The organism is Streptomyces sp. NPDC104814, assembly GCF_055583185.1.
In genome coordinates this window covers 288,934-307,774 of sequence record NZ_JBVJOL010000010.1, presented here as the reverse complement: position 1 = coordinate 307,774, position 18,841 = coordinate 288,934, and the positions used below count along the sequence as shown (strand labels likewise).

18 protein-coding genes, 7 tRNA genes and 1 pseudogene are annotated in these 18,841 nt (G+C 73.6%); 11 read left to right on the top strand and 15 right to left on the bottom strand.

Features of this window, described 5'->3' with window-relative positions:
- Positions 1 to 103: 103 nt before the first annotated feature.
- Positions 104 to 829 (top strand): exonuclease domain-containing protein, encoded by a 726-nt coding sequence (locus tag ACZ64A_RS29820; protein ID WP_469814720.1) that lies wholly within the window; start codon positions 104 to 106, stop codon positions 827 to 829.
- Between the two features lie 46 nt (positions 830 to 875).
- Here ACZ64A_RS29820 and ACZ64A_RS29815 read toward each other — a convergent pair.
- A tRNA-Val gene (locus tag ACZ64A_RS29815) sits at positions 876 to 950 on the bottom strand.
- Between the two features lie 39 nt (positions 951 to 989).
- On the bottom strand, positions 990 to 1,436 hold the full coding sequence (locus tag ACZ64A_RS29810; protein WP_469814719.1) for an SRPBCC family protein: 447 nt from the start codon (positions 1,434 to 1,436) through the stop codon (positions 990 to 992).
- Positions 1,437 to 1,523: 87 nt separating this feature from the next.
- Here ACZ64A_RS29810 and ACZ64A_RS29805 point away from each other — a divergent pair, with 87 nt between their 5' ends.
- Entirely contained in the window at positions 1,524 to 3,902 is a 2,379-nt protein-coding gene (locus ACZ64A_RS29805) for an SCO7613 C-terminal domain-containing membrane protein (RefSeq protein WP_469814717.1), read from the top strand.
- 118 nt (positions 3,903 to 4,020) lie between these two features.
- Here ACZ64A_RS29805 and ACZ64A_RS29800 read toward each other — a convergent pair.
- The 3 genes and pseudogenes from ACZ64A_RS29800 to ACZ64A_RS29790 form a co-directional block, all read right to left on the bottom strand.
- Positions 4,021 to 4,293, bottom strand: a pseudogene (locus ACZ64A_RS29800) (extracellular solute-binding protein); the annotation flags it as partial.
- 439 nt (positions 4,294 to 4,732) lie between these two features.
- A tRNA-Val gene (locus ACZ64A_RS29795) sits at positions 4,733 to 4,804 on the bottom strand.
- 97 nt (positions 4,805 to 4,901) lie between these two features.
- Entirely contained in the window at positions 4,902 to 5,363 is a 462-nt protein-coding gene (locus ACZ64A_RS29790) for a TIGR02611 family protein (RefSeq protein WP_469814716.1), read from the bottom strand.
- Between the two features lie 190 nt (positions 5,364 to 5,553).
- Between ACZ64A_RS29790 and ACZ64A_RS29785 the strand changes: the two genes are divergently transcribed.
- Positions 5,554 to 5,967: an SsgA family sporulation/cell division regulator gene (locus tag ACZ64A_RS29785; protein ID WP_030011909.1), complete on the top strand. Its 414-nt coding sequence runs from the start codon at positions 5,554 to 5,556 to the stop codon at positions 5,965 to 5,967.
- Positions 5,968 to 6,288: 321 nt separating this feature from the next.
- Entirely contained in the window at positions 6,289 to 6,849 is a 561-nt protein-coding gene (locus ACZ64A_RS29780; RefSeq protein WP_469814714.1) for a CGNR zinc finger domain-containing protein, read from the top strand.
- Between the two features lie 55 nt (positions 6,850 to 6,904).
- On the opposite strand, the gene ACZ64A_RS29775 is transcribed toward ACZ64A_RS29780, so the two are convergent.
- Complete coding sequence (locus ACZ64A_RS29775) at positions 6,905 to 7,072, bottom strand: hypothetical protein (RefSeq protein WP_361625181.1); 168 nt, start codon at positions 7,070 to 7,072, stop codon at positions 6,905 to 6,907.
- A 208-nt stretch (positions 7,073 to 7,280) separates the two neighbouring features.
- A complete protein-coding gene (locus ACZ64A_RS29770) occupies positions 7,281 to 7,721 on the bottom strand; it encodes a hypothetical protein (protein ID WP_469814712.1) in 441 nt (146 codons plus the stop codon).
- Between the two features lie 325 nt (positions 7,722 to 8,046).
- Here ACZ64A_RS29770 and ACZ64A_RS29765 point away from each other — a divergent pair, with 325 nt between their 5' ends.
- Entirely contained in the window at positions 8,047 to 8,592 is a 546-nt protein-coding gene (locus ACZ64A_RS29765; protein ID WP_469814710.1) for a DsbA family protein, read from the top strand.
- A gap of 130 nt (positions 8,593 to 8,722) precedes the next feature.
- Here ACZ64A_RS29765 and ACZ64A_RS29760 read toward each other — a convergent pair whose 3' ends face one another.
- From ACZ64A_RS29760 to ACZ64A_RS29750, 3 genes are all read right to left on the bottom strand, one after another.
- A complete protein-coding gene (locus ACZ64A_RS29760) occupies positions 8,723 to 9,547 on the bottom strand; it encodes a GNAT family N-acetyltransferase (protein WP_469814708.1) in 825 nt (274 codons plus the stop codon).
- A gap of 53 nt (positions 9,548 to 9,600) precedes the next feature.
- Positions 9,601 to 10,422: an aminotransferase class IV gene (locus ACZ64A_RS29755; protein WP_469814706.1), complete on the bottom strand. Its 822-nt coding sequence runs from the start codon at positions 10,420 to 10,422 to the stop codon at positions 9,601 to 9,603.
- Positions 10,423 to 10,486: 64 nt separating this feature from the next.
- A complete protein-coding gene (locus ACZ64A_RS29750) occupies positions 10,487 to 11,533 on the bottom strand; it encodes a chorismate-binding protein (protein ID WP_469814704.1) in 1,047 nt (348 codons plus the stop codon).
- A 243-nt stretch (positions 11,534 to 11,776) separates the two neighbouring features.
- On the opposite strand from ACZ64A_RS29750, the gene ACZ64A_RS29745 reads away from it, so the two are divergent.
- From ACZ64A_RS29745 to ACZ64A_RS29725, 5 genes are all read left to right on the top strand, one after another.
- Positions 11,777 to 11,849 (top strand) — tRNA-Gly (locus ACZ64A_RS29745).
- 40 nt (positions 11,850 to 11,889) lie between these two features.
- A tRNA-Cys gene (locus tag ACZ64A_RS29740) sits at positions 11,890 to 11,963 on the top strand.
- 1 nt (position 11,964) lies between these two features.
- Positions 11,965 to 12,036: transfer RNA gene (locus ACZ64A_RS29735), tRNA-Val, on the top strand.
- A 49-nt stretch (positions 12,037 to 12,085) separates the two neighbouring features.
- Positions 12,086 to 12,157: transfer RNA gene (locus ACZ64A_RS29730), tRNA-Val, on the top strand.
- A 29-nt stretch (positions 12,158 to 12,186) separates the two neighbouring features.
- Positions 12,187 to 12,258 (top strand) — tRNA-Val (locus tag ACZ64A_RS29725).
- A gap of 50 nt (positions 12,259 to 12,308) precedes the next feature.
- Here ACZ64A_RS29725 and ACZ64A_RS29720 read toward each other — a convergent pair.
- From ACZ64A_RS29720 to ACZ64A_RS29710, 3 genes are all read right to left on the bottom strand, one after another.
- A complete protein-coding gene (locus tag ACZ64A_RS29720; protein ID WP_469814703.1) occupies positions 12,309 to 12,605 on the bottom strand; it encodes a TFIIB-type zinc ribbon-containing protein in 297 nt (98 codons plus the stop codon).
- Between the two features lie 81 nt (positions 12,606 to 12,686).
- A complete protein-coding gene (locus ACZ64A_RS29715) occupies positions 12,687 to 13,727 on the bottom strand; it encodes a phosphotransferase (protein WP_469814701.1) in 1,041 nt (346 codons plus the stop codon).
- Positions 13,728 to 14,065: 338 nt separating this feature from the next.
- Positions 14,066 to 14,260 (bottom strand): hypothetical protein, encoded by a 195-nt coding sequence (locus ACZ64A_RS29710; RefSeq protein WP_469814699.1) that lies wholly within the window; start codon positions 14,258 to 14,260, stop codon positions 14,066 to 14,068.
- 615 nt (positions 14,261 to 14,875) lie between these two features.
- Here ACZ64A_RS29710 and ACZ64A_RS29705 point away from each other — a divergent pair.
- The gene (locus ACZ64A_RS29705; RefSeq protein ID WP_469814823.1) at positions 14,876 to 16,366 is read left to right on the top strand and encodes a serine/threonine-protein kinase; all 1,491 of its coding nucleotides are present in this window, start codon (positions 14,876 to 14,878) and stop codon (positions 16,364 to 16,366) included.
- A gap of 261 nt (positions 16,367 to 16,627) precedes the next feature.
- Here ACZ64A_RS29705 and ACZ64A_RS29700 read toward each other — a convergent pair whose 3' ends face one another.
- Together ACZ64A_RS29700 and cobA are read right to left on the bottom strand one after the other, a co-directional pair.
- Positions 16,628 to 17,446 carry a TrmH family RNA methyltransferase gene (locus ACZ64A_RS29700; protein ID WP_469814697.1) on the bottom strand — a complete coding sequence of 273 codons (819 nt, stop codon included), beginning with the start codon at positions 17,444 to 17,446 and terminating at the stop codon, positions 16,628 to 16,630.
- 60 nt (positions 17,447 to 17,506) lie between these two features.
- Positions 17,507 to 18,733 (bottom strand): uroporphyrinogen-III C-methyltransferase, encoded by a 1,227-nt coding sequence (gene cobA, locus ACZ64A_RS29695; RefSeq protein ID WP_469814696.1) that lies wholly within the window; start codon positions 18,731 to 18,733, stop codon positions 17,507 to 17,509.
- Positions 18,734 to 18,841: the final 108 nt, after the last annotated feature.

Sequence of the window (18,841 nt, the reverse complement as noted above, 5' to 3'; positions counted from 1 at the left end):
CCTGTTGTCTCCTTGCGGCGTACGGCGCAAACAGCCCGGGTATCACCGAAGCGGGCAGAAGACGGTGCGTCAACTGCCGATGGTGAACGAGGGGTTGTTGGGTATGGCGTGCTGGTACGAGGGGCCCCTGGCCGCCTTCGACACGGAGACCACGGGCGTGGACGTCGAGACCGACCGGATCGTGTCGGCCTCCCTCGTCGTGCAGGACGGTCCGGGCTACCGGCCGCGGGTGAGCCGCTGGCTGGTCAACCCGGGTGTGCCGGTGCCCGAGGAGGCGACGGCGGTGCACGGGCTGACGGAGGATCATCTGCAGCGCAACGGCCGCTGGCCGGCGCCGGTGATGTACGAGATAGCCGAGCAGCTGGCCGATCAGGCGCTGGCCCGCCGCCCGCTGGTGGTGATGAACGCGCCGTTCGACCTGACGCTGCTGGACCGGGAACTGCGCCGGCACCGGGCCTCGAGCCTGGACCGGTGGTTCGAGCGGGCCCCGCTGCTGGTGCTGGACCCGCGGGTGCTGGACAAACACCTCGACCGCTACCGCAAGGGCCGCCGCACCCTGACCGACCTGTGCGCGCACTACGGCGTCACGCTGGACGAGGCGCACGACGCGGCGGCGGACGCACTGGCGGCGCTGGAGGTCGTACGGGCCCTGGGCCGCCGGTTCGCCGCGCGGCTGGAGCGGCTGACCCCCGCCGAGCTGCACACCCTGCAGGCGACCTGGCACGCGGCACAGGCCCGCGGCCTGCAGGCGTGGTTCGCGCGCAGCGGCTCGGAGGAGGAAGTGGACCCGGCGTGGCCGATGCGCCCGGAGCTGCCGGCGGCGGCCTAGCCGGAACGCGTAAGGCCGGTCCGCTGCTGCGGACCGGCCTTCCCGGTGGTGGGCGATACTGGGTTCGAACCAGTGACCTCTTCGGTGTGAACGAAGCGCTCTCCCACTGAGCTAATCGCCCGGGAACGCACTGAACAATACAGGGACCGGCGGGCTTCCTTCAAACCGCTTCGAGATACGTGACGAGTCCGCGCCGTCCGGCGCGCATCATCAGCCGGTGGTTGGCGCGGAAGAGCGGCCGTCCGGGCACGGCCAGCCGCCTCAGCAGCGGCTTGGTCACATCGACGACCTGCTCGTAGCGGGCGAGGCTGCCGGGCCCGCCGGCGGTGACGGTCCAGCGCGCCCACCCGGCGACGTCGCCGGACAGCGCGCTCTCCAGGACGCCGGCCGCCGGGTCGCGGCGCACCTCGCGCGCGGTCAAGGACAGGGCGTACGGCAGAAGGGACCGGATCGTGATCAGCCCCGTGGTGTCGTCCAGCCGGGTCACCGACCGCACCTGGGGCCACCAGCGCGGGTAGTCCTCGACCCGTTCCAGCACGGGGTAGACGGTGGCCGGCGGGGCGGGCAGGGGCCAAAGGCTGACGAAGCGGTAGTGCGTCCAGTCCATGCGCCGAGTCTGCCCGGCCCGGCCTGAGTACGTTCTTGAGTACGCGCGCTCATGCCGTACGCCGTGACACGGCCCACACTCCGAACCATGACACACGTTCCGCCACCGGCCGAGGAGCTGCGGCTCATCGACGCCGAGCTGTGGCAACTGGACGCCCGACGGGCGCAGTTGCTCGCCCGTCGCGCCTGGCTGGTCGCCCACCTCCCGGCCCCGGTGCCGTTCCCGGCGCCGCCGCAGCCGTCCCAGCCGCCCCGCCCCGAGGCCACCGCGCCGCGGGTGCAGAACGTGCTGCTGCTCCTCGGCGGCCTGCTGCTGACCATCGCGGCGATCGCGTTCACGCTGGTCAGCTGGGGACACTTGGGGATCACCGGCCGGTCGCTGGTGCTGGGCGCGGTCACGGTGGCCGCGCTGGCCGCACCGCTGCCGCTGCTCGGGCGCGGCCTGCGTTCGACGGCCGAGGCGGTGGCGGGGCTCGCGCTGGCGCTGACGGTCCTCGACGCGTACGCGCTGCACGAGGCCGCCCTGACCGGAGTGGACGGCACGGCGTACTCGGCGGTCGCCTCGGCGGTACTGGCTGCCGTGTGGACGGGGTACGGGCTGCTGCCGCGCCCGGCGGTACTGCGGCTGCCGCGCCCGGCGGCGCTGGCCGCGGCCCAGTTGCCGCTGCTGCTGGGGGCGGTGGCGGCGGGCGCGGGGCGCTCCGGGATCGTCGCCGCGCTGCTGGTGACGGCCGCGTGCGACACGGTGGTGGTACTGCGCGCCGCGGCCGGTCCGGTGCGGATCACCGCCGTGGTCGGCGCGTACGGCACGGGGGTGTGCGGCGCGCTGGGCGCGGCCGGGCTGTCGTGGACGGCCGGCGGTCCGGGCGCCGGGATGCGTGCGGCGGCGCTGCTGCTGTTCGCGGCCGGCATCGCGCTGGCGACGGCGCGGCACGAACGGGCCGGGGGGCACGCCGTCGCCCTGTCCGTGGCGGCCGGTCTGCTCTCGGTGACCGCCCTCGGCGGCATCGCCCGCCCGGCTCTGCCGGTCACCTGGACGGTTCCCGTGCATCTGGCCTTCGGTGTCGCACTGTTGGCGGCGGCACGGGCCGGCCGGCTGCCGGGGCCGGTGCGGCGGGGTCTCGCCGTCGCCTCCACCGTCGTGCAGGGCCTGGCGGTGCTGTGGGCGCTGCCCCTGGTGGCGCTGACACTGCTGGGGCCGGCCACCTCGGTGACCGGTGTCTGGTCGGGGGCGCCGCGTGGTGCCCGGGAGGCCGTGACGGCCGGTGAGCCGTGGCTGCCGCAGTTGCAGGCGGCTCCGCTGGTCCTGGCCGCCGTCGCCGTCGTCGCCGCGCTCGCGGTCCGCGACCTCGCCTGGCGGCCCCGGGCGCTGACGGGTGCGCTCGCCCTCGGCTGGGGCGCTCTCCTGGTCGTACCGGTGGCGCTGGACGCGCCGTATCCGGTGGCGCTGCTGATGGAGGGGCTGGCGACGGCCGCTCTGCTCGTGGGGGCGGCGCGGAGCCGGACGACCGGGCGGGCCGAGGCGCTGCCCACGTTGGTGCTCGCCCTCATCACCTCGGTCTCGCTCACGTTTCTCGCGCTGCCCGAGCGGTCCGCGACCCTCGGGGTTCTCACCGCCCTGACGGTGCTCTTCGCGGCGGTCTCCCTCAGGCCGGGCCCGGCGCTCGTCACCGCCCCGGCCGCTCTCGCGTACGGCGCCGCCCTGGCCTGTGCGGTGGGGGCGGCGGCGCACTGGGCTTCCGCGCACACGGCGCTGCTCGTGCTCGTGGTTCCGGCCGTGGCGGCGCTTCTCGCGGCCCGGATCGCCGACGTGCCGACGACCGTGGCGGTCGAGGCGACGGGCGCGGCCGCCGGTCTCCTCGCGCTCGCGCTCGCGGTCGGCGAACCGGCGATGCTCGCGCTGGTGCTGTCGCTGTGCGCGGTGATCGCCGCCGGGACGGCGCTGCGCCCCGACCGCCGCCGCGCCGCCTACGCGGCCACCGCCCTGTTCGCCCTGGCCGCCTGGCTACGTCTCGCGGCCTGGGACGTCACCGCACCGGAGGCGTACACACTGCCGGTGTCCGTCCCGGCCCTCGCGCTGGGCGTCCTGCGCCGGCGCCGGGATCCACGGGCCTCGTCCTGGGTGGCGTACGGGCCCGGACTCGCGGTCACGCTCGTGCCGAGTCTCGCGGCCGCCTGGACCGATGCGCACGCCATGCGGCCGTGGCTGCTGGGCGCGGCGGCGCTGCTCGTCACCCTGCTGGGCGCCCGGCACCGGCTGCGGGCGCCGCTGCTGCTCGGCGGCGCGGTGCTCGTGCTGGACGGGCTGCACGAGCTGGCCCCCTATCTGGTGCAGTTCGCCGACGCCCTCCCCCGCTGGGTACCCCCGGCACTGGCCGGAGCCCTGCTGCTCGCCGTCGGCGCGACCTACGAACGGCGCCTGCGGGACGTGCGACGGGTGCGGGAGGTCCTGGGGCGGATGAACTAGCCGGCTGCTACGGCATCCTGTCGCCGAGCAGCAGCCGAGCGCGTCGGCCTGCCCGAAGCCGAGGGCGACCTTGGCGAAGAGGGCCTTGGCGTCCTGCCGGAGGTGGAGGTCGTACAGGTTGCTTGCCGCCCACCTCTCCAACGGATGTGACGCCGTCTCGGAAGTCACGGATCCTCAGATTACCGGCGTGTATCCGGGACTTGAGGTCCAGCAGGACTCCACGCTTGTCGTACTTCCCAAGAAATGTGACGGAGTTCTGGAAATCGTCCTCGGGATTTCCGCCCGCGGCCTGCGCCTGGAACTTCTCCCAAAAAGAGACGTAGTCCTGGAAGTCGGTCTTCACCTGGATCTTCGGATACTTCTCCTCGAACAGCGCGATGGACTGGTTGATCCCGCCCGGGGCGGCAGCGGGCGCCGGCCCGGGGCGGCCGCTTCGGCGGCAGGCCGGCCGCCCGCTGACCGGACGGAGCCCGGAACCTTGCGGTGGCCGGAAGCAGGCCGGAGCCGAAGGAGGCCGGAGCCGGGCGGCAGGCGGATGTGTGTCGTAGGCCGCCGTGCCGGCGGGCCGCCGGCACGGCAGATGGCGAGGGTCGCACGGCGGGGCCCTCTGCGGCCTCGGCGTGGCGGTGCCCTCCCCCGGTGGGCAGCGCGCCGTCCGGGCTACGTCATCGGTCCCGGTCCCGGAGGGCCTGGGGCCGTGCACAGTCCACGCTGTCCCGCTCGGTGGGCGCTACCTCACCGGCCGTAGCCGGCCGCGACACGGCGGAAGGGTCCCGCGCAGGAACGACACCGGCCCGCCTGCGTTGTCGCAGGCGGGCCGGTGTTCCGGGTGGGCGATACTGGGTTCGAACCAGTGACCTCTTCGGTGTGAACGAAGCGCTCTCCCACTGAGCTAATCGCCCGGGCGCAGGAAGAACATTACCCCATGTCAGGGGGTGCCTGTGACCACCCCGGGCCGGGGCGGACGCGACCCGCGCCGCCCGCGCCCCCGGGTGCGTGTCACTGATCCTTGATCTTCCATGGCATCACAAAACCGAACTTCCACACGTAGAAGCCGACCAGCGCCGCCACGATGACGAGACCGATGCTCGTGAGGATGATGTTGCGCCGCCGCACCTTGGGGTCGAGCGCCTTCTGGGCCGCCTCGGTGACCTTCCGTTTCGTCCAGCGGAGCACCAGCTGCGCCCAGACGAACTCCGTGGCCCAGATCGCCATGCCGCCGAAGATCACGACCCAGCCCGGCCCGGGAAGGGGCAGCATCACGATGCCGGCCGCCACGACCGCCAGGCCGATCACGAAGACGCCCACCTGCCAGCTCAGATGGAGCATCCGGCGGGACTTGATGAATTCCGGCGCCCGGGACCCGAGCCCGTGCCCGTCCTCGTTCGTCCGCGCCTCGCCAGGCTTCTCACCGTCTGCCGACACGGCGACCTCGCCCGGCCCGTCACTCCCCGTATTCATACGGAGAAACTTTACCCGAAGGAAACCAGTCACCGGAATGGCCGTAGTTCGCGAAGATCTCTCGGCCGGAAGAGTTACGTAAAGAGACGCAAAACCCTCAGAGGGGTTTACAACGGCACCGTAGGTGGCATGTCGATTTCGCCGACGTGCGAATCCCCGAGCGCACACTGAGCGAAAGGCCCTGGCGCTTATGAACACCACGGTCAGCTGCGAGCTGCACCTGCGCCTCGTTGTGTCGAGCGAGTCCTCCCTGCCTGTCCCCGCAGGCCTGCGGTACGACACGGCCGACCCCTACGCCGTGCACGCCACCTTCCACACCGGAGCCGAGGAGACCGTCGAGTGGGTGTTCGCCCGCGACCTCCTCGCCGAGGGGCTTCATCGACCCACCGGCACCGGCGACGTCCGTGTCTGGCCGTCGCGCAGTCACGGCCAGGGCGTGGTCTGCATCGCCCTGAGCTCGCCGGAGGGCGAAGCCCTGCTCGAGGCCCCGGCGCGGGCCCTCGAGTCGTTTCTGAAGCGGACGGACGCCGCCGTGCCCCCCGGCACGGAGCACCGGCACTTCGATCTCGACAAAGAGCTCTCCCACATCCTGGCGGAGAGCTAGGCCGCGGCCCTCACCAAGCCGCCCGGCGCCGTCCACTCGGGGAGACGGCACGGGCCCAGGACAACCGCATAGGGCATACGCCGACGTCGTCCGGGCAGTCAGCTGCGGACGGCGTCGGCGTGCGCGCGTGCGGGGCCCTCGCTCCGCCTCGCTCACGCTCCGCTGCCGTGACTCTTCGCGTTCGCTCGGGAACCCTCGCGGCCCCTGTCGCGTTCTACCGGCATCCGCGGGCCGTAGCGACCGGTGCGCGGCCGACGGGAGCCATTACCATCGGCCAGCATCGGCGGGCGCCTGCCCGACCCCCAGGCCAGGGAGCGAAACGTGCTGATCACCCACGACACCCGGTGCGCCCTCGACGCCGTGGTGGATCTGGTGAACACCGCGCCGGAGGACGACGCGACGCCCGACGGACTGCAGGATGTCGCCGCGCTCGCGGACTTCGTGCGAAAGCACCAGATCAGCGATGTGGGGGTGCTGTCGGAGTTCGATCTCTCGGCCGTGCGCAAGGTCCGCGGACGGTTCGCCGGTATCTTCGCCGCGCCCGACGCCCGCAGCGCGGCCGGACTGATCAACGATCTGGTGGCCGCCGCCGGCACCACCCCGCGTCTGACGGACCACGACGGCTACGACTGGCATGTGCACTACTTCGCCCCCGGCGCGTCGGTCGCCGACCACCTGGCGGCCGACTGCGGCATGGCGCTGGCGTTCTTCGTGGTGGCCGGTGAGCAGGAGCGGCTGCGGCGCTGTGAGGCACCGGACTGCCGGCGGGCGTTCGTCGACCTGTCCCGCAACCGCTCGCGCCGGTACTGCGACAGCCGCACCTGCGGCAACCGGCTGCATGTGGCCGCCTACCGGGCGCGCCGCAAGGAAGCGGCGGGCTGACCGCCGGGGAGGATCGCGGCGCCCGGCGGGTGACGCCGGGCTCCACGGGTACGGCTCACAGCAACAGCAGGTCGTGCAACGAAGCCATGAGCAGCAGACACCCGATCACCGCAAGGAAGATCATCAGCGGTGGCTGGGAAAGGGCGAAGAGGCAGCCGCGCGGCTCTTCCTGCGGCGGCGCGGCCTCGCTCTGTGTCGTGTCCAGCTGCGTCGTGTCCAGCATCTCGCGGTGATGATGGCGCAGCCGGGCCGCCCTCGGCGATCAACACACCCCTCATGTCCGGTAGATCGCCGGAATCGTGATGACCTGCGCGAACCGTGATCGTTGAGTGATCACTTCGGGCCGCGCGCGGATCCCCTGTGTCGTTTCGCCGCCGGGCTCCTGTGCCGTTTCCGCCCCCGGGCTCTTCAGCCGACGGCGAGGCCGTGCCTCATATGCCGTGCTTCTTGAGGATGGCCTCGATGTCGGAGAAATCGTCGGACGCGTTCGCCTTCGGTGCGGTCGCGGGCCGGGTCGCCGGCCGCGTGCCCGGGCCGAGGGAGGCGGCGGACGCGGTCGGGGCGACGGCGTCGGGCTGGGCGGCTCGGGCAGCCTTGCGCTCGGCGCGCGTACCGCCGCGGCGGCGCTCGACGGCGCGGGTCGTCATGAAGAGAGCCCAGGCTCCGCCGAGGATCACCACCCCTGCCCAGGCCGTGGGACTGAATGCGGTGTCGGCCGCCCACTGGACGACCCCCGTCATGACGAGACCGAGCGGCACGAGGGCGTACGCCGCGATACGGGCAGCGGCGAGGAAGCGCTTGCGGTAGGCGGTGACCACCGCGATGCCCAGGCCGGCGGCGGCGACGGCTGAGCAGACGGTCTCGGCAATCATCCGGTCCTCCAGCGGGCTCGGTCGGGCAGACGGACGGTCGGTTCGTCCCTTCCATCCTGCACCGCCCGATCCCCCGCGGGCCATGCCTGAGGCCCGACATCAGGGAGATGTCCGGGTCGCCCCCTCCCGGGACTCCGGGTCGTCTCCACCCGTGGGAGCAGACACCCTCCTCCCCAGGCCCCGCCGCCTCAGGTCCCGCCGCCCAGGGTCCCGCCGCCCAGGTCCCTTCACCCTGGGGCCCGCCCCCGACCCAGGACCGTGAGGGGCCTGCCTCCTTGCCCGGTCCGGATTGGGGTGTCGCGAGCCGGACTGGGAGACTGGGCGCATGAGCGAGTCCTCCTCCGCGGCCACCACTCCCGCGTCCCCCGCCGCCCCCGTCGTCCTCGACGTGTGGTGCGAGTTGCAGTGCCCCGACTGCCGCACCGCCCTCGACGACCTGCGCGCCCTGCGCGCCCGCTACGGCGAGCGGCTGGAGGTGCGGCTGCGGCACTTCCCGCTGGAGAAGCACAAGCACGCCTTCGCCGCGGCGCAGGCCGCCGAGGAGGCGTTGGTCCAGGGGCAGGGGTGGCCGTATGTGGAGGCGGTGCTCGGCCGGGTCGAGGAGCTGGACCGCAAGGGAGAGCCCTTCCTCGTCGAGGTGGCCGGCGAACTCGGTCTGGACGCGGAGGAGTTCGACACCGCGCTGATCGACGGCCGGCACATCCTGATGGTGGACGCCGACCAGGCCGAGGGCAAGGCGATCGGAGTGACGGGCACCCCGACGTACGTCATCGGCGGTGAGCGCCTCGACGGCAGCAAGAGCCAGGAGGGGCTGCGCGAGCGCGTCGAGGAGATCGCCGACCGCCTGCTGGCGTCCGGCCAGGAAAGCTGACCCCCTAACCCTCCGCCCCCCTGTCCCTGACCCCCGGGGGCCTTGCCCCTGACCCCCGGGCCCCCTGCACCGGACGCCACGGGCTCCTCCGGATCCTCCGGCTGCTCCGCCACCTGCGGTTCCGGGACGGCTACACCAGCTGTTTGTAGACGGAGTACAGCGTCGTCTCGTAGCCGAGGGACTCGTAGAGCCGCTCGGCGGGTGTGTTGCCCGCGAAGACGTTGAGGCCGATCCTCCGCTGCCCCGCCATGACGGCCTGGGCCTCGGCCAGCAGCATGAGGGAACGCCCGTGCCCGCGGCCGCGGTGGGCGGCGTCGGCCTCGACGTCGAAGACGAAGGCGCCGTCCTCGCGCAGCGCCAGCCACAGCGTGCCGACCGGTGTCCCCTCGTGTTCGAGGACGCTGACGAGCATGCCGGGGGTGGCGCGGCCCTCGGGCAGCAGGGTGGCGTGATCCCGCTCCGACTTGGCCCGCGCCTCGGCCTCCGGCACCCCGCGCGCGATCCAGCTGCGGGCGTAGTCCTCCTTGCCCTTGGCCAGCCAGGGACCGAACTCGTCGTCCGTCATCGGCCGCCCGGCGCTGCCCTCGGGCAGCGGGGGCGGGGCGTCGCCGAGCGGCTTGGCCATGTTCCGGTTGCGCACCACGTACCCGAGCGTCGTGGCGAGGCGGAACGCGGCGGCGGCGTCGGCCGGGACGGTCGCCTCGATACGCCGGCAGCCCCAGCCGCGTACGACCTCCTCGGCGGCGAGCGCCGCGACCATCGCGCGGCCGCGCCGCCGGTCGGGTTCCTCGATGCGCAGGTCGAGGACCTCGGCGACGGCGTCGCCGAAGACGGGGTGGGTGCCGAGGTGTATCGCGCCGACGGGTCGGCCGTTCACGCACACCTGGAAGCGGCGCGAACGGGTCCCGTCGGCGTTTCGCTGGAGCGGCTCGGTCGGCCGCAGGGTCGTGGTCATCACGGGTGTTCTACCCGCCCTGCGCCCCCGCGTCAGCCGAATATCGCGGGGCTCTACGGGTCGAGGTCGTCCCCGGCGCGCTCCTGGAAGATCCGCATGGCCTTGGCGGTCACCGGGCCGGGCGCGCCGGGCAGTTCGCGGCCGTCGACCCGGTGCACGGCCTGCACATCGCGCAGGGTGGAGGTCAGGAAGATCTCCTCGGCGCGCTCGAGCACGTCGAGCGGGAGGTCGGTCTCCTTGGCGCCGGTCCACTCGACCACCAGCTGCCGGGTGATGCCGGCGAGGCAGCCGGAGGCGACGGGCGGGGTGTGGAGCTCGCCGTCGAGCACGACGAAGACGTTCGAACCGGTGCCCTCGCACAGCTGCCCGACGGTGTTGCCGAACAGCGCCTCGGAGGCGCCCTGTTCGTGGGCGCGGGCGAGGGCGACGACGTTCTCGGCATAGGAGGTCGTCTTCAGTCCGGTGAGGGCACCGCGCTCGTTGCGGGTCCACGGGACGGTGACGACGGCCGTGGTGTCCGGGCGGCGGGTGGTCTCGCCCAGGGCGACGACCAGGGTGGGGCCGTGCTCGCCGCGGTCGGAGCCGAGGGGGCCGTGGCCGCCGGTGTAGGTGATGCGCAGCCGGCCGAGCGGCATGGGGTTGGCCGCGAGGACGGCCGCGCAGGCGCGGCGGACCTCGTCGTGGTCGGGGTCGGGCAGGCCGAGGCCGCGTGCGGAGCGGGACAGCCGGTCGAGATGGCGGGTCAGGGCGAACGGCGTGCCGTCCACCGCCTTCACCGTCTCGAAGATGCCGTCGCCCACGGTCAGCCCGTGGTCGAAGACGGAGACGCGGGCGGACTCGATGTCCTGCAGCGCGCCGTCCAGCCAGATCTTCACTGGTCGCTACCTCGCAACTTCGGGCCGGGGACCCGGCCGCCGCCGCCCGTCCGGGGTCGGTGCGTCATGCCGTCGGTCCTTCTCCACTCACCTCGTACGTCCCCGACGCTACCGCGAGCAGCCGGGACGCCTTCAGCTCGGTCTCCCGCCACTCCCCCTCCGGGTCGGATCCCCAGGTGATCCCGGCGCCGGTGCCGAAGCGCAGCGTGCCGTCGCCGCGGTCGATCCAGAAGGTGCGGATGCCGACGGCCAGCTCGCCGGTGCCCCGGTCGGCGTCGACCCAGCCGATGCCGCCGCAGTACGGGCCGCGGGGTGCCGTCTCCAGCTCCTCGATGATCCGCAGGGCACTGGACTTCGGGGCGCCGGTGACGGAGCCCGGCGGGAAGGCGGCGGCGAGCAGCTCGGGCCAGCCGGCCCCCTCGCGCAGTTCGCCGCGCACGGTGGAGACCAGGTGGACGAGGCCGGGGTGCTTCTCGACGACGCACAGGTCGGGGACGGTGACGCTGCCGGTGGCGCACACGCGCCCGATGTCGTTGCGGACCAGGTCCACGATCATCACGTTCTCGGCGTAGTCCTTGGCCAGCAGGTCCGCCTCGGTCCGTCCGGTGCCCTTGATCGGCCCGGACTCGACGACGCGCCCGTCGCGGCGCAGGAACAGCTCCGGCGAGGCGGTCGCTGTCTCCACGCCGTGCGCAGGAAGCCGAATCGTTCCTGCATACGGCGCCGGGTTGCCGCGGGCCAGCACGGCCGTGAGGGCGTCCACGTCGGCGTCCGGCGGGACGGGCGCGGACAGCACGCGGCAGAGGTTGGCCTGGTAGACCTCGCCGGCCGCGATGTACTCGCGGATCCGCCGCACGCCCGCGGTGTACGCGGCGTGGTCGAGGGAGGACGTCCAGTCGCCGGCGGCCGGGCCGTGCCAGGCGCCGGGCACGGGCGCGGGCACCGGCTCCTGACGGACGTCCGAGAAGCGGGCGCAGGTCAGCCGGCCCTCGAAGTCGGCGGCGACCGCCCAGAAGCCGGAGGAGTCCAGGGCCGCGGGGTCGTCGGTGACGTCGGTCAGGCCGGTGGCGAGGCGGTCGCCGAACCGGGCGAGCGGGGGCAGTTCGAGCACGCAGTCGAGTCTATGGCGGGTGTGCGCCGGGCGGTCCGGGCGTGTCCCCGCGGTGCTCCGGGCGCGTGCCCGTGCTGCTCCGGGCGTGTCCCCGCGGTGCTCCGGGCGGCGGAGTGAGCGGCCCTGAGCAGGTCGTCGCGGGGGCGCACCGCAGCACGCTGCGCAAACGCGTTTTTGTACTGGCCCAGGAATCCGCTAGAGTTCAACACGTCGCCGGGACGCGCAAGCGGACCGAAACGACAGGCGGACGTAGCTCAGTTGGTAGAGCGCAACCTTGCCAAGGTTGAGGTCGCGAGTTCGAGCCTCGTCGTCCGCTCGAAGGACGTAAGGGATCTTCCTGGATCCCCTACACTCCTGGTGGAGTGGCCGAGAGGCGAGGCAACGGCCTGCAAAGCCGTCTACACGGGTTCAAATCCCGTCTCCACCTCCAAGGACGATTAGCTCAGCGGGAGAGCGCTTCCCTGACACGGAAGAGGTCACTGGTTCAATCCCAGTATCGTCCACTGGATCTCCCCGGAGGTCCGAGGATCTTCTCGAAGATCCACACCCCCCGCGCGATTAGCTCAGCGGGAGAGCGCTTCCCTGACACGGAAGAGGTCACTGGTTCAATCCCAGTATCGCGCACTGTCGGTGACCCGGTGGTCACTGATCCCGGACGATTAGCTCAGCGGGAGAGCGCTTCCCTGACACGGAAGAGGTCACTGGTTCAATCCCAGTATCGTCCACACACCGAAGCCCCCGGTCCTGCGACCGGGGGCTTCTTCGTGCCCTGCGCTCAGCTGGAGAAGAGCATGTGGCCGAAGCTCTTGTGGCGGTGGTGCCCGCCGTGGCCGTAGTGACCGCCGTGGTGGCCGCCGTGCTGCGGGGCGCCCCAGGCGGGAGCCTGCGGGGCCGGATAGGCCTGCGGGGCGGGCGGAGGCGGGACCGGCTGGGACCACTGCGACTCCAGGCGGGTCAGCGCCTCCAGCTCGCCGTAGTCGAGGAAGATCCCCCGGCAGCCGCTGCACTGCTCGATCTGCACGCCGTTGCGGTTGTAGGTGTGCATGGGCGCATGACACTTGGGACACTGCATCGTCGGCTCAACTCCTCGCCGTTCGGTCCTGCTTCGCGTATCGCCAGGACAGACTCTGTCCGGCCGCGTGTCGGTTGCACCCTACGGTGTGACCTGCGCCGCCGTCTGCGCCGGGGCGCCGGCCATGCGGGCGCAGGCGTCCACGACGGCCCGCTCCACCTCGTCCAGCGGGCGGCCCGCCGCGGCGGCCTTCACGAGCGCGCGGGCCGCGGTCTGGACGGTCAGGGCGCGTGCCGGGACGTCCAGCGCCGGCCAGGGGTCGCCGGTCGCGGGGACCGCGGGGCCGCCGGCGGCGCGGTAGGTGTCCAGGAAGCGGGAGAACTCCTCGGGCGGAAGCAGCCCGCAGGCGTACCAGGCGGCCGGACGGGCCAGATCCCACGCCGGTACGCCGACACCGAGATCGTCGACGTCGATGAGCCGCCAGGCCCCGGCCGGCGCGGGATGCCGGACGAGCTGACCGAGGTGCAGATCGCCGTGGCAGACGGCGAGAGGGCCGGGCATGGGCGCCTCGGCGCGGGCCCAGGCGGGCAGAGCGGCCCAGGCGCGCAGGACGGGAGCGGCGTCGGCATCGGCATCGGCATCGGCATCGGCGTCGGCATCGACGACGAGGGTGGGGGGCCGGGTGGCGGTGGCTTCGGCGAGGGGGGCCGGGACACGGGCTTCGGTGGAGGCGGATCGCAGGGCGGCACGCAGGCGGCTGACCGCGTCCGCCGCCTTGGCCGGGCCGCGCATGGCGGGCAGGTCCGGCGGGACGGGGGCCCGGTGGAGGCGGGCGAGGAGGGCGCCGGCGGCCTCCCAGGGAGCGGCGTCCGGGTCGTCGGGGTCCACCGGGGCCCCGTAGGGCCAGAACGTCACCGGGCGTCCGTGCAGGGTGAGCGGGGTCTCGGTCAGCGGCGGCAGGAGCACGTCGGGCAGCCGGGCGGCGACGGCGAGGCGGGGGGCGAGACCGGCGGGGTCGGTGTGCGGTGCGTGCGCCTTGGCGACCGTGTCGGCGTGGCGCACGACGGTGGCGTCGGGGCGGTCGGCGAGCGTGCCCACCGCGCAGGCGGAACAGCGCGCGCCGGTGGGGTGGGCCCTGTGTCCGACCTGGCGGGCGAGGTCGGCGAGGAGGGCATCGGGCATGGGGGTGAGCGTACGACGGGTCCGGGGGCCGGGGTTCCGCGTGACCGGGATTCGGGGCGACCGGGGGTACCGGGTACCCGGGGTTCCAGGTGACCGGGCGTGACCGGGTGGCTGGGCGTGACCGGGTGGCCGGGTCTGAGGTGACCGCGCGTCACGGGTGGTCGGGGGTGGGGTGCGGGTCCCGGCGTCGTGCGGTGCGGTGCGTGAGGGCAGAGCAATGCCGGCGCAGCTCCCCAGCTGCGCCGGCATTTTTGCCGTCCGCCGCACCCCCGTCCCCACGGGGTTTCATGGATGGATGTCCCCGCCCGGACCGCTCTTTCCGGGCCTGGGGTCGCCGCTCAGCGCCCCAGCATCACACCCACGGACGACGCCTGTGTGGCCACTGTGTCCCAGCCGTCGAAGACGAGCAGGAGCAGGGCCGCCAGGGGAAGGGCCATCAGCGTCGCCACCAGGGGGTGGCGGCGGCCCGTGCGGCGGGGGCGCGTGAGGCGTCCCTGCGTGCGGAACAGTGTCCGCGGTGCCGTGTGGGCCATGGTCCCTCTCCCGACCGTGATCAGTTGTCGTTGGCAGCGGCGAGTGTCGTGACCTCGGGGGACGAGTGCTGCACCCGCCGCTTGACCTCAAATCTAGGCGGGCGGCGCGGCGGAGACGTCATGCCTTCGTATCGATTGCCGGGCCTCCCGGAGGATGAGCCGCCACCTGGGACGTACTCCCCTGGGTGGAGACGCGGGCCCGCGTCTCGGGGTCTTCCCGGAGGGGGCGTGCGCTGCGGACGGGTTCGTCCCGGCCTTTCCGCCCCGCTCAGGAGGTCCGGCCGGGTGACTTCGATCACTTCGTCCGCTCCGGGGTGGGCCGTCGTCGCCGCCCGGCGGCCCGCCCCGCCGGTCCGCGTCCCGCGCGGGCCAGGCGTGTCCCCCGCCGCCGAGACCGGCGAGCGGTGGTCGCGCGCCTCAAGATCAACTTCCCTGATGTCGTGGGCGGTTGGGATCCGTCCTCGTTCGGAAGCAGGTCGTCCGTACTGCTTCTGACCCGGCCTCAAGTGCCGTCCGTGCGACCGGCAACGCATCGGGACGAGAGGGCGCGGCCTCTGCGCGCAACCGGCCGCGGAAACGTAAGCTGTGCCACGTCACACGGACCGGGCAGCGGGGATGAACATGGCGATGATGCGCCTGAGGCGCGAGGACCCGCGCGTCGTCGGCTCGTTCAGGCTTCACCGACGGCTCGGCGCGGGCGGGATGGGCGTGGTCTACCTGGGCTCCGACAAGAAAGGGCAGCGGGTCGCGCTGAAGGTGATCCGCCCCGATCTTGCGGAGGACCAGGAGTTCCGGTCACGGTTCGCGCGCGAGGTCTCGGCGGCGCGGCGCATCCGCGGCGGATGTACGGCCCGGCTGGTGGCCGCCGATCTGGAGGCGGAGCGGCCCTGGTTCGCGACGCAGTACGTGCCCGGACCGTCGCTGCACGACAAGGTCGCCGACGAGGGACCGCTGATCGCGGCCGACGTCGCCGCGGTCGGGGCCGCCCTGTCGGAGGGGCTGGTCGCGGTCCACGAGGCCGGCGTGGTGCACCGGGACCTCAAGCCGTCCAACATCCTGCTCTCCCCCAAGGGCCCGCGGATCATCGACTTCGGCATCGCCTGGGCCACCGGCGCCTCCACGCTGACGCACGTCGGCACGGCCGTCGGCTCGCCGGGCTTCCTGGCGCCGGAGCAGGTGCGCGGCGCGGCGGTCACTCCGGCCACGGACGTGTTCTCGCTGGGGGCGACCCTGGCGTACGCGTGCACCGGTGACTCGCCGTTCGGGCACGGCAGTTCCGAGGTGATGCTCTACCGGGTGGTGCACGAGGAGCCGCAGCTGCACGGCGTACCGGACGCGCTCGCGCCGCTCGTGCGCACCTGCCTGGCGAAGGACCCCGAGGAGCGGCCCAGCACGCTGGAGCTGTCGCTGCGGCTGAAGGAGATCGCGGCCCGTGAGGCGCAGGGCCTCGCCGATGTGCGTCCGCCCGCGCCGCGCGCCGCCGAGGCCGACCGGCCCACGGGGCGGCTGGCCGACACGCTGTACCCGGAGCACACCCAGCGGCGGCCGCAGGGCCCCACGAGCAACCCCGGGACTCCGCTGCCGCGTGGCAGCGCCGGATCGCGGGCCGGCGCGGCCCGGGGCGGGGCGCCGGCGCGCGGTGACAGCCCCTCCCGGGGCGGGGGCGCGGCCGCGCGCGGCGGGGGCCCGGTGTCGCGGGGCGGCTCCGGTTCCCGGTCCACCGGCCGGTCGACGCCGGCCTCGCGCGACGGACGGCGGCCGGGCAGCGGCAGCCGGCCCGCGCCGCGCAGCGCCTCCGGACGTCCGGCACCGCGCACCACGGGGACGCGGCTGCGGCCGGCCAACCCCCGGCTGCTGCGCCAGCGGCTGACCGTGTTCGTGGTGGTGACGCTGCTCGTGGCGCTCGGTATCGCCCTCGTCCAGGGCTGCGAGGGCCCGGCCCGGGGACTCGGCGACGACAGCCGCGTACGGCAGACGCACCAGACCCAGGACCGGACGCAGGAACGGACGCAGCCGGTGCGGGAGAGCGGGCTGCCCGGCTTCACGCCCCTGCCCGAGGACGGGCTGATGTCGCAGCGGTACGAGTCGACGCTGCGGCAGGACTGAGCGAGCCCCTGCGGCAGCGCTCGGCGGGCTGAGAGCGACCCCGTCTCACTGGGCCGCCGACCTACAGCGAGCGCGGTGCGGGTGCGCTTGTCCCGGTCTGCGAGCGCGGCGAAAAGGACGGCGCGGTCCGGTCTGGGAGCCAGGCGGCCCCTGAGCGCGCCCCCTCCTCAGACCTGTCGGGGTCCTGAGCGCGGCCCCGCCCTCGAAGCCGGTGGGAGCCGAGTGACCCCCGAGTCGGGGTCCGGCGGGTGCGCCGCTGCTTCAGAGCTGTGGGCGGCCCGTCGCCACCGCGTAGAAGGCGACCGCTGCCGCCGCGCCCACGTTGAGGGAGTCCACGCCGTGGGACATCGGGATGCGGACCCATTCGTCGGCGGCGGCCAGGGCCCGCCGGGACAGGCCGTCGCCCTCCGCGCCGAGCATGAGCGCGACGCGGTCCATGGTGTGCGGGGCGCACTCGTCGAGGGTCCTGGCCTTGTCGTCGGGCGTGAGGGCGAGCAGCGTGAAGCCTGCCTCGCGCACCGCGTCGAGCCCCTGGGGCCAGGTCTCCAGCCGGGCGTAGGGCACGGAGAAGACCGCGCCCATCGACACCTTCACGCTGCGCCGGTACAGGGGGTCGGCGCAGTCCGGGGACAGCAGCACCGCGTCCATGCCGAGGGCCGCGGCCGAGCGGAAGATGGCGCCGATGTTGGTGTGGTCGTTGACGGACTCCATGACCGCGACGCGGCGGGCGCCCGCCAGCAGTTCGCCCGCCGTCGGCAGGGGCTTGCGCTGCATGGACGCGAGAGCGCCGCGGTGGACGTGGTAGCCGGTGACCCGTTCGGCGAGTTCCGGGTCGATCGTGTAGACGGGCGCCGTCGACGCGTCGATGACGTCGCGCATCGTCTCGATCCACTTGGCCGACAGCAGCATCGAGCGCATCGCGTAGCCGGCCTCACCGGCCCGCCGGATGACCTTCTCGCCCTCGGCGATGAACAGGCCCTCGGCCGGCTCGCGCCGGCGGCGCAGCTCGACGTCGGTCAGTCCGGTGTAGTCGGTGAGGCGAGGGTCGTCGGGGTCGTCGATGGTGATGAGTTCGGCCACGGGGTGATACTGCCTTGTCGTGCGTGCGGAGCGGGCGGCGCGGGTGAGGGGGCTGCCGGGTTACGGGGTCGGGCCCACCTTCACGACCTCGCCGATGACGATGACGGCCGGGGGCTTCACGTCCTCGGCGCGGACGGTCTCCGCGACCGTCGCGAGGGTGGCGTCGACGCGGCGCTGCGCCGCCGTCGTGCCCTCCTGGACGAGCGCGACCGGGGTGTCCGGGGACTTGCCGTGGTCGACGAGCGTCTCGGCGATCTTGCCGATCTTGTCGACGCCCATGAGGACGACGAGCGTGCCGGTCAGCTTGGCCAGCGAAGGCCAGTCGACCAGGGAACGCTCGTCGTCGGGCGCGACATGCCCGCTGACGACGGTGAACTCGTGGGCGACTCCGCGGTGGGTGACCGGGATGCCGGCCGCGCCGGGGACGGAGATCGAGCTGGAGATGCCGGGCACGACGGTGCAGGGGATGCCCGCCTCGGCGAGCGCGTGCAGTTCCTCCATGCCGCGGCCGAAGACGTACGGGTCGCCGCCCTTGAGCCGGACGACCGACTTGCCCTGCTTGGCGTGCTCGATCAGCGCGTTGTTGATGGCCTCCTGGGCCATGAACCGGCCGTAGGGGATCTTCGCCGCGTCGATCACCTCGACGTGCGGCGGGAGTTCGGCGAGCAGGTCGCGCGGGCCGAGGCGGTCGGCGATGACGACGTCGGCCTCGGCGAGCAGCCGGCGGCCGCGCACGGTGATCAGGTCCGGGTCGCCGGGGCCGCCGCCGACCAGGGCGACACCCGGGGTGCGGGTGCGGTGGTGCGGGGCGACCAGGGTGCCGTCCCGCAGGCCCTCGACCACCGCGTCGCGGATGGCGGCGGTGTGGCGGGGGTCGCGGCCGCGGGCGTTCGTGGTCAGTACGGCGACGGTGACGCCCTCGCTGTGACCGGTGGCCGGTGTCCACGCGGTCGCCGCGTCGGCGTCGTCGGAGCGCACGCACCACACGCGGTGCCGTTCGGCCTCGGCGGAGGCGGCGGTGTTGGCGTCGGCGTCGCTGGTGGCGATCAGGGCGTACCAGGCCTCGGCGAGGTCGCCGTCCTGGTAGGGGCGCCGGTGCCAGGTGATCTCGCCGGCGTCGGCCATGGCCTCGACCGACGGGGTCGCCCCGGGCGACACGAGGTGGACGTCAGCGCCGGCCGCGATGAGGGCGGGCAGGCGGCGCTGGGCGACCTGGCCGCCGCCGAGGACGACCACGCGACGGCCGGTGAGGCGGAGTCCTACGGGGTAGGCGGGGTGTTCGGCCATGAGGGACGGCTCCTCGTGCAGCGGTGCGGTGGGGCGCGCTGCGGCTCCGGAGCGGCCCTGACGTGCGGATTTTAGGCGGTGGGCGGGGCGGGGCGCACGGGTGGTCCG

What these genes read in the sequence shown, in the direction of transcription:
- ACZ64A_RS29805 (WP_469814717.1), top strand. Translation starts at nt 1,524, where the DNA reads ATGACACACGTTCCGCCACCGGCCGAGGAGCTGCGGCTCATCGACGCC.
- ACZ64A_RS29720 (WP_469814703.1), bottom strand. Translation starts at nt 12,605, where the DNA reads ATGCAGTGTCCCAAGTGTCATGCGCCCATGCACACCTACAACCGCAAC.
- ACZ64A_RS29760 (WP_469814708.1), bottom strand. Translation starts at nt 9,547, where the DNA reads ATGACCACGACCCTGCGGCCGACCGAGCCGCTCCAGCGAAACGCCGAC.
- ACZ64A_RS29705 (WP_469814823.1), top strand. Translation starts at nt 14,876, where the DNA reads ATGAACATGGCGATGATGCGCCTGAGGCGCGAGGACCCGCGCGTCGTC.
- ACZ64A_RS29810 (WP_469814719.1), bottom strand. Translation starts at nt 1,436, where the DNA reads ATGGACTGGACGCACTACCGCTTCGTCAGCCTTTGGCCCCTGCCCGCC.
- ACZ64A_RS29785 (WP_030011909.1), top strand. Translation starts at nt 5,554, where the DNA reads ATGAACACCACGGTCAGCTGCGAGCTGCACCTGCGCCTCGTTGTGTCG.
- ACZ64A_RS29775 (WP_361625181.1), bottom strand. Translation starts at nt 7,072, where the DNA reads ATGCTGGACACGACGCAGCTGGACACGACACAGAGCGAGGCCGCGCCG.
- ACZ64A_RS29790 (WP_469814716.1), bottom strand. Translation starts at nt 5,363, where the DNA reads ATGAATACGGGGAGTGACGGGCCGGGCGAGGTCGCCGTGTCGGCAGAC.
- ACZ64A_RS29765 (WP_469814710.1), top strand. Translation starts at nt 8,047, where the DNA reads ATGAGCGAGTCCTCCTCCGCGGCCACCACTCCCGCGTCCCCCGCCGCC.
- cobA (WP_469814696.1), bottom strand. Translation starts at nt 18,733, where the DNA reads ATGGCCGAACACCCCGCCTACCCCGTAGGACTCCGCCTCACCGGCCGT.
- ACZ64A_RS29820 (WP_469814720.1), top strand. Translation starts at nt 104, where the DNA reads ATGGCGTGCTGGTACGAGGGGCCCCTGGCCGCCTTCGACACGGAGACC.
- ACZ64A_RS29710 (WP_469814699.1), bottom strand. Translation starts at nt 14,260, where the DNA reads ATGGCCCACACGGCACCGCGGACACTGTTCCGCACGCAGGGACGCCTC.
- ACZ64A_RS29770 (WP_469814712.1), bottom strand. Translation starts at nt 7,721, where the DNA reads ATGATTGCCGAGACCGTCTGCTCAGCCGTCGCCGCCGCCGGCCTGGGC.
- ACZ64A_RS29715 (WP_469814701.1), bottom strand. Translation starts at nt 13,727, where the DNA reads ATGCCCGATGCCCTCCTCGCCGACCTCGCCCGCCAGGTCGGACACAGG.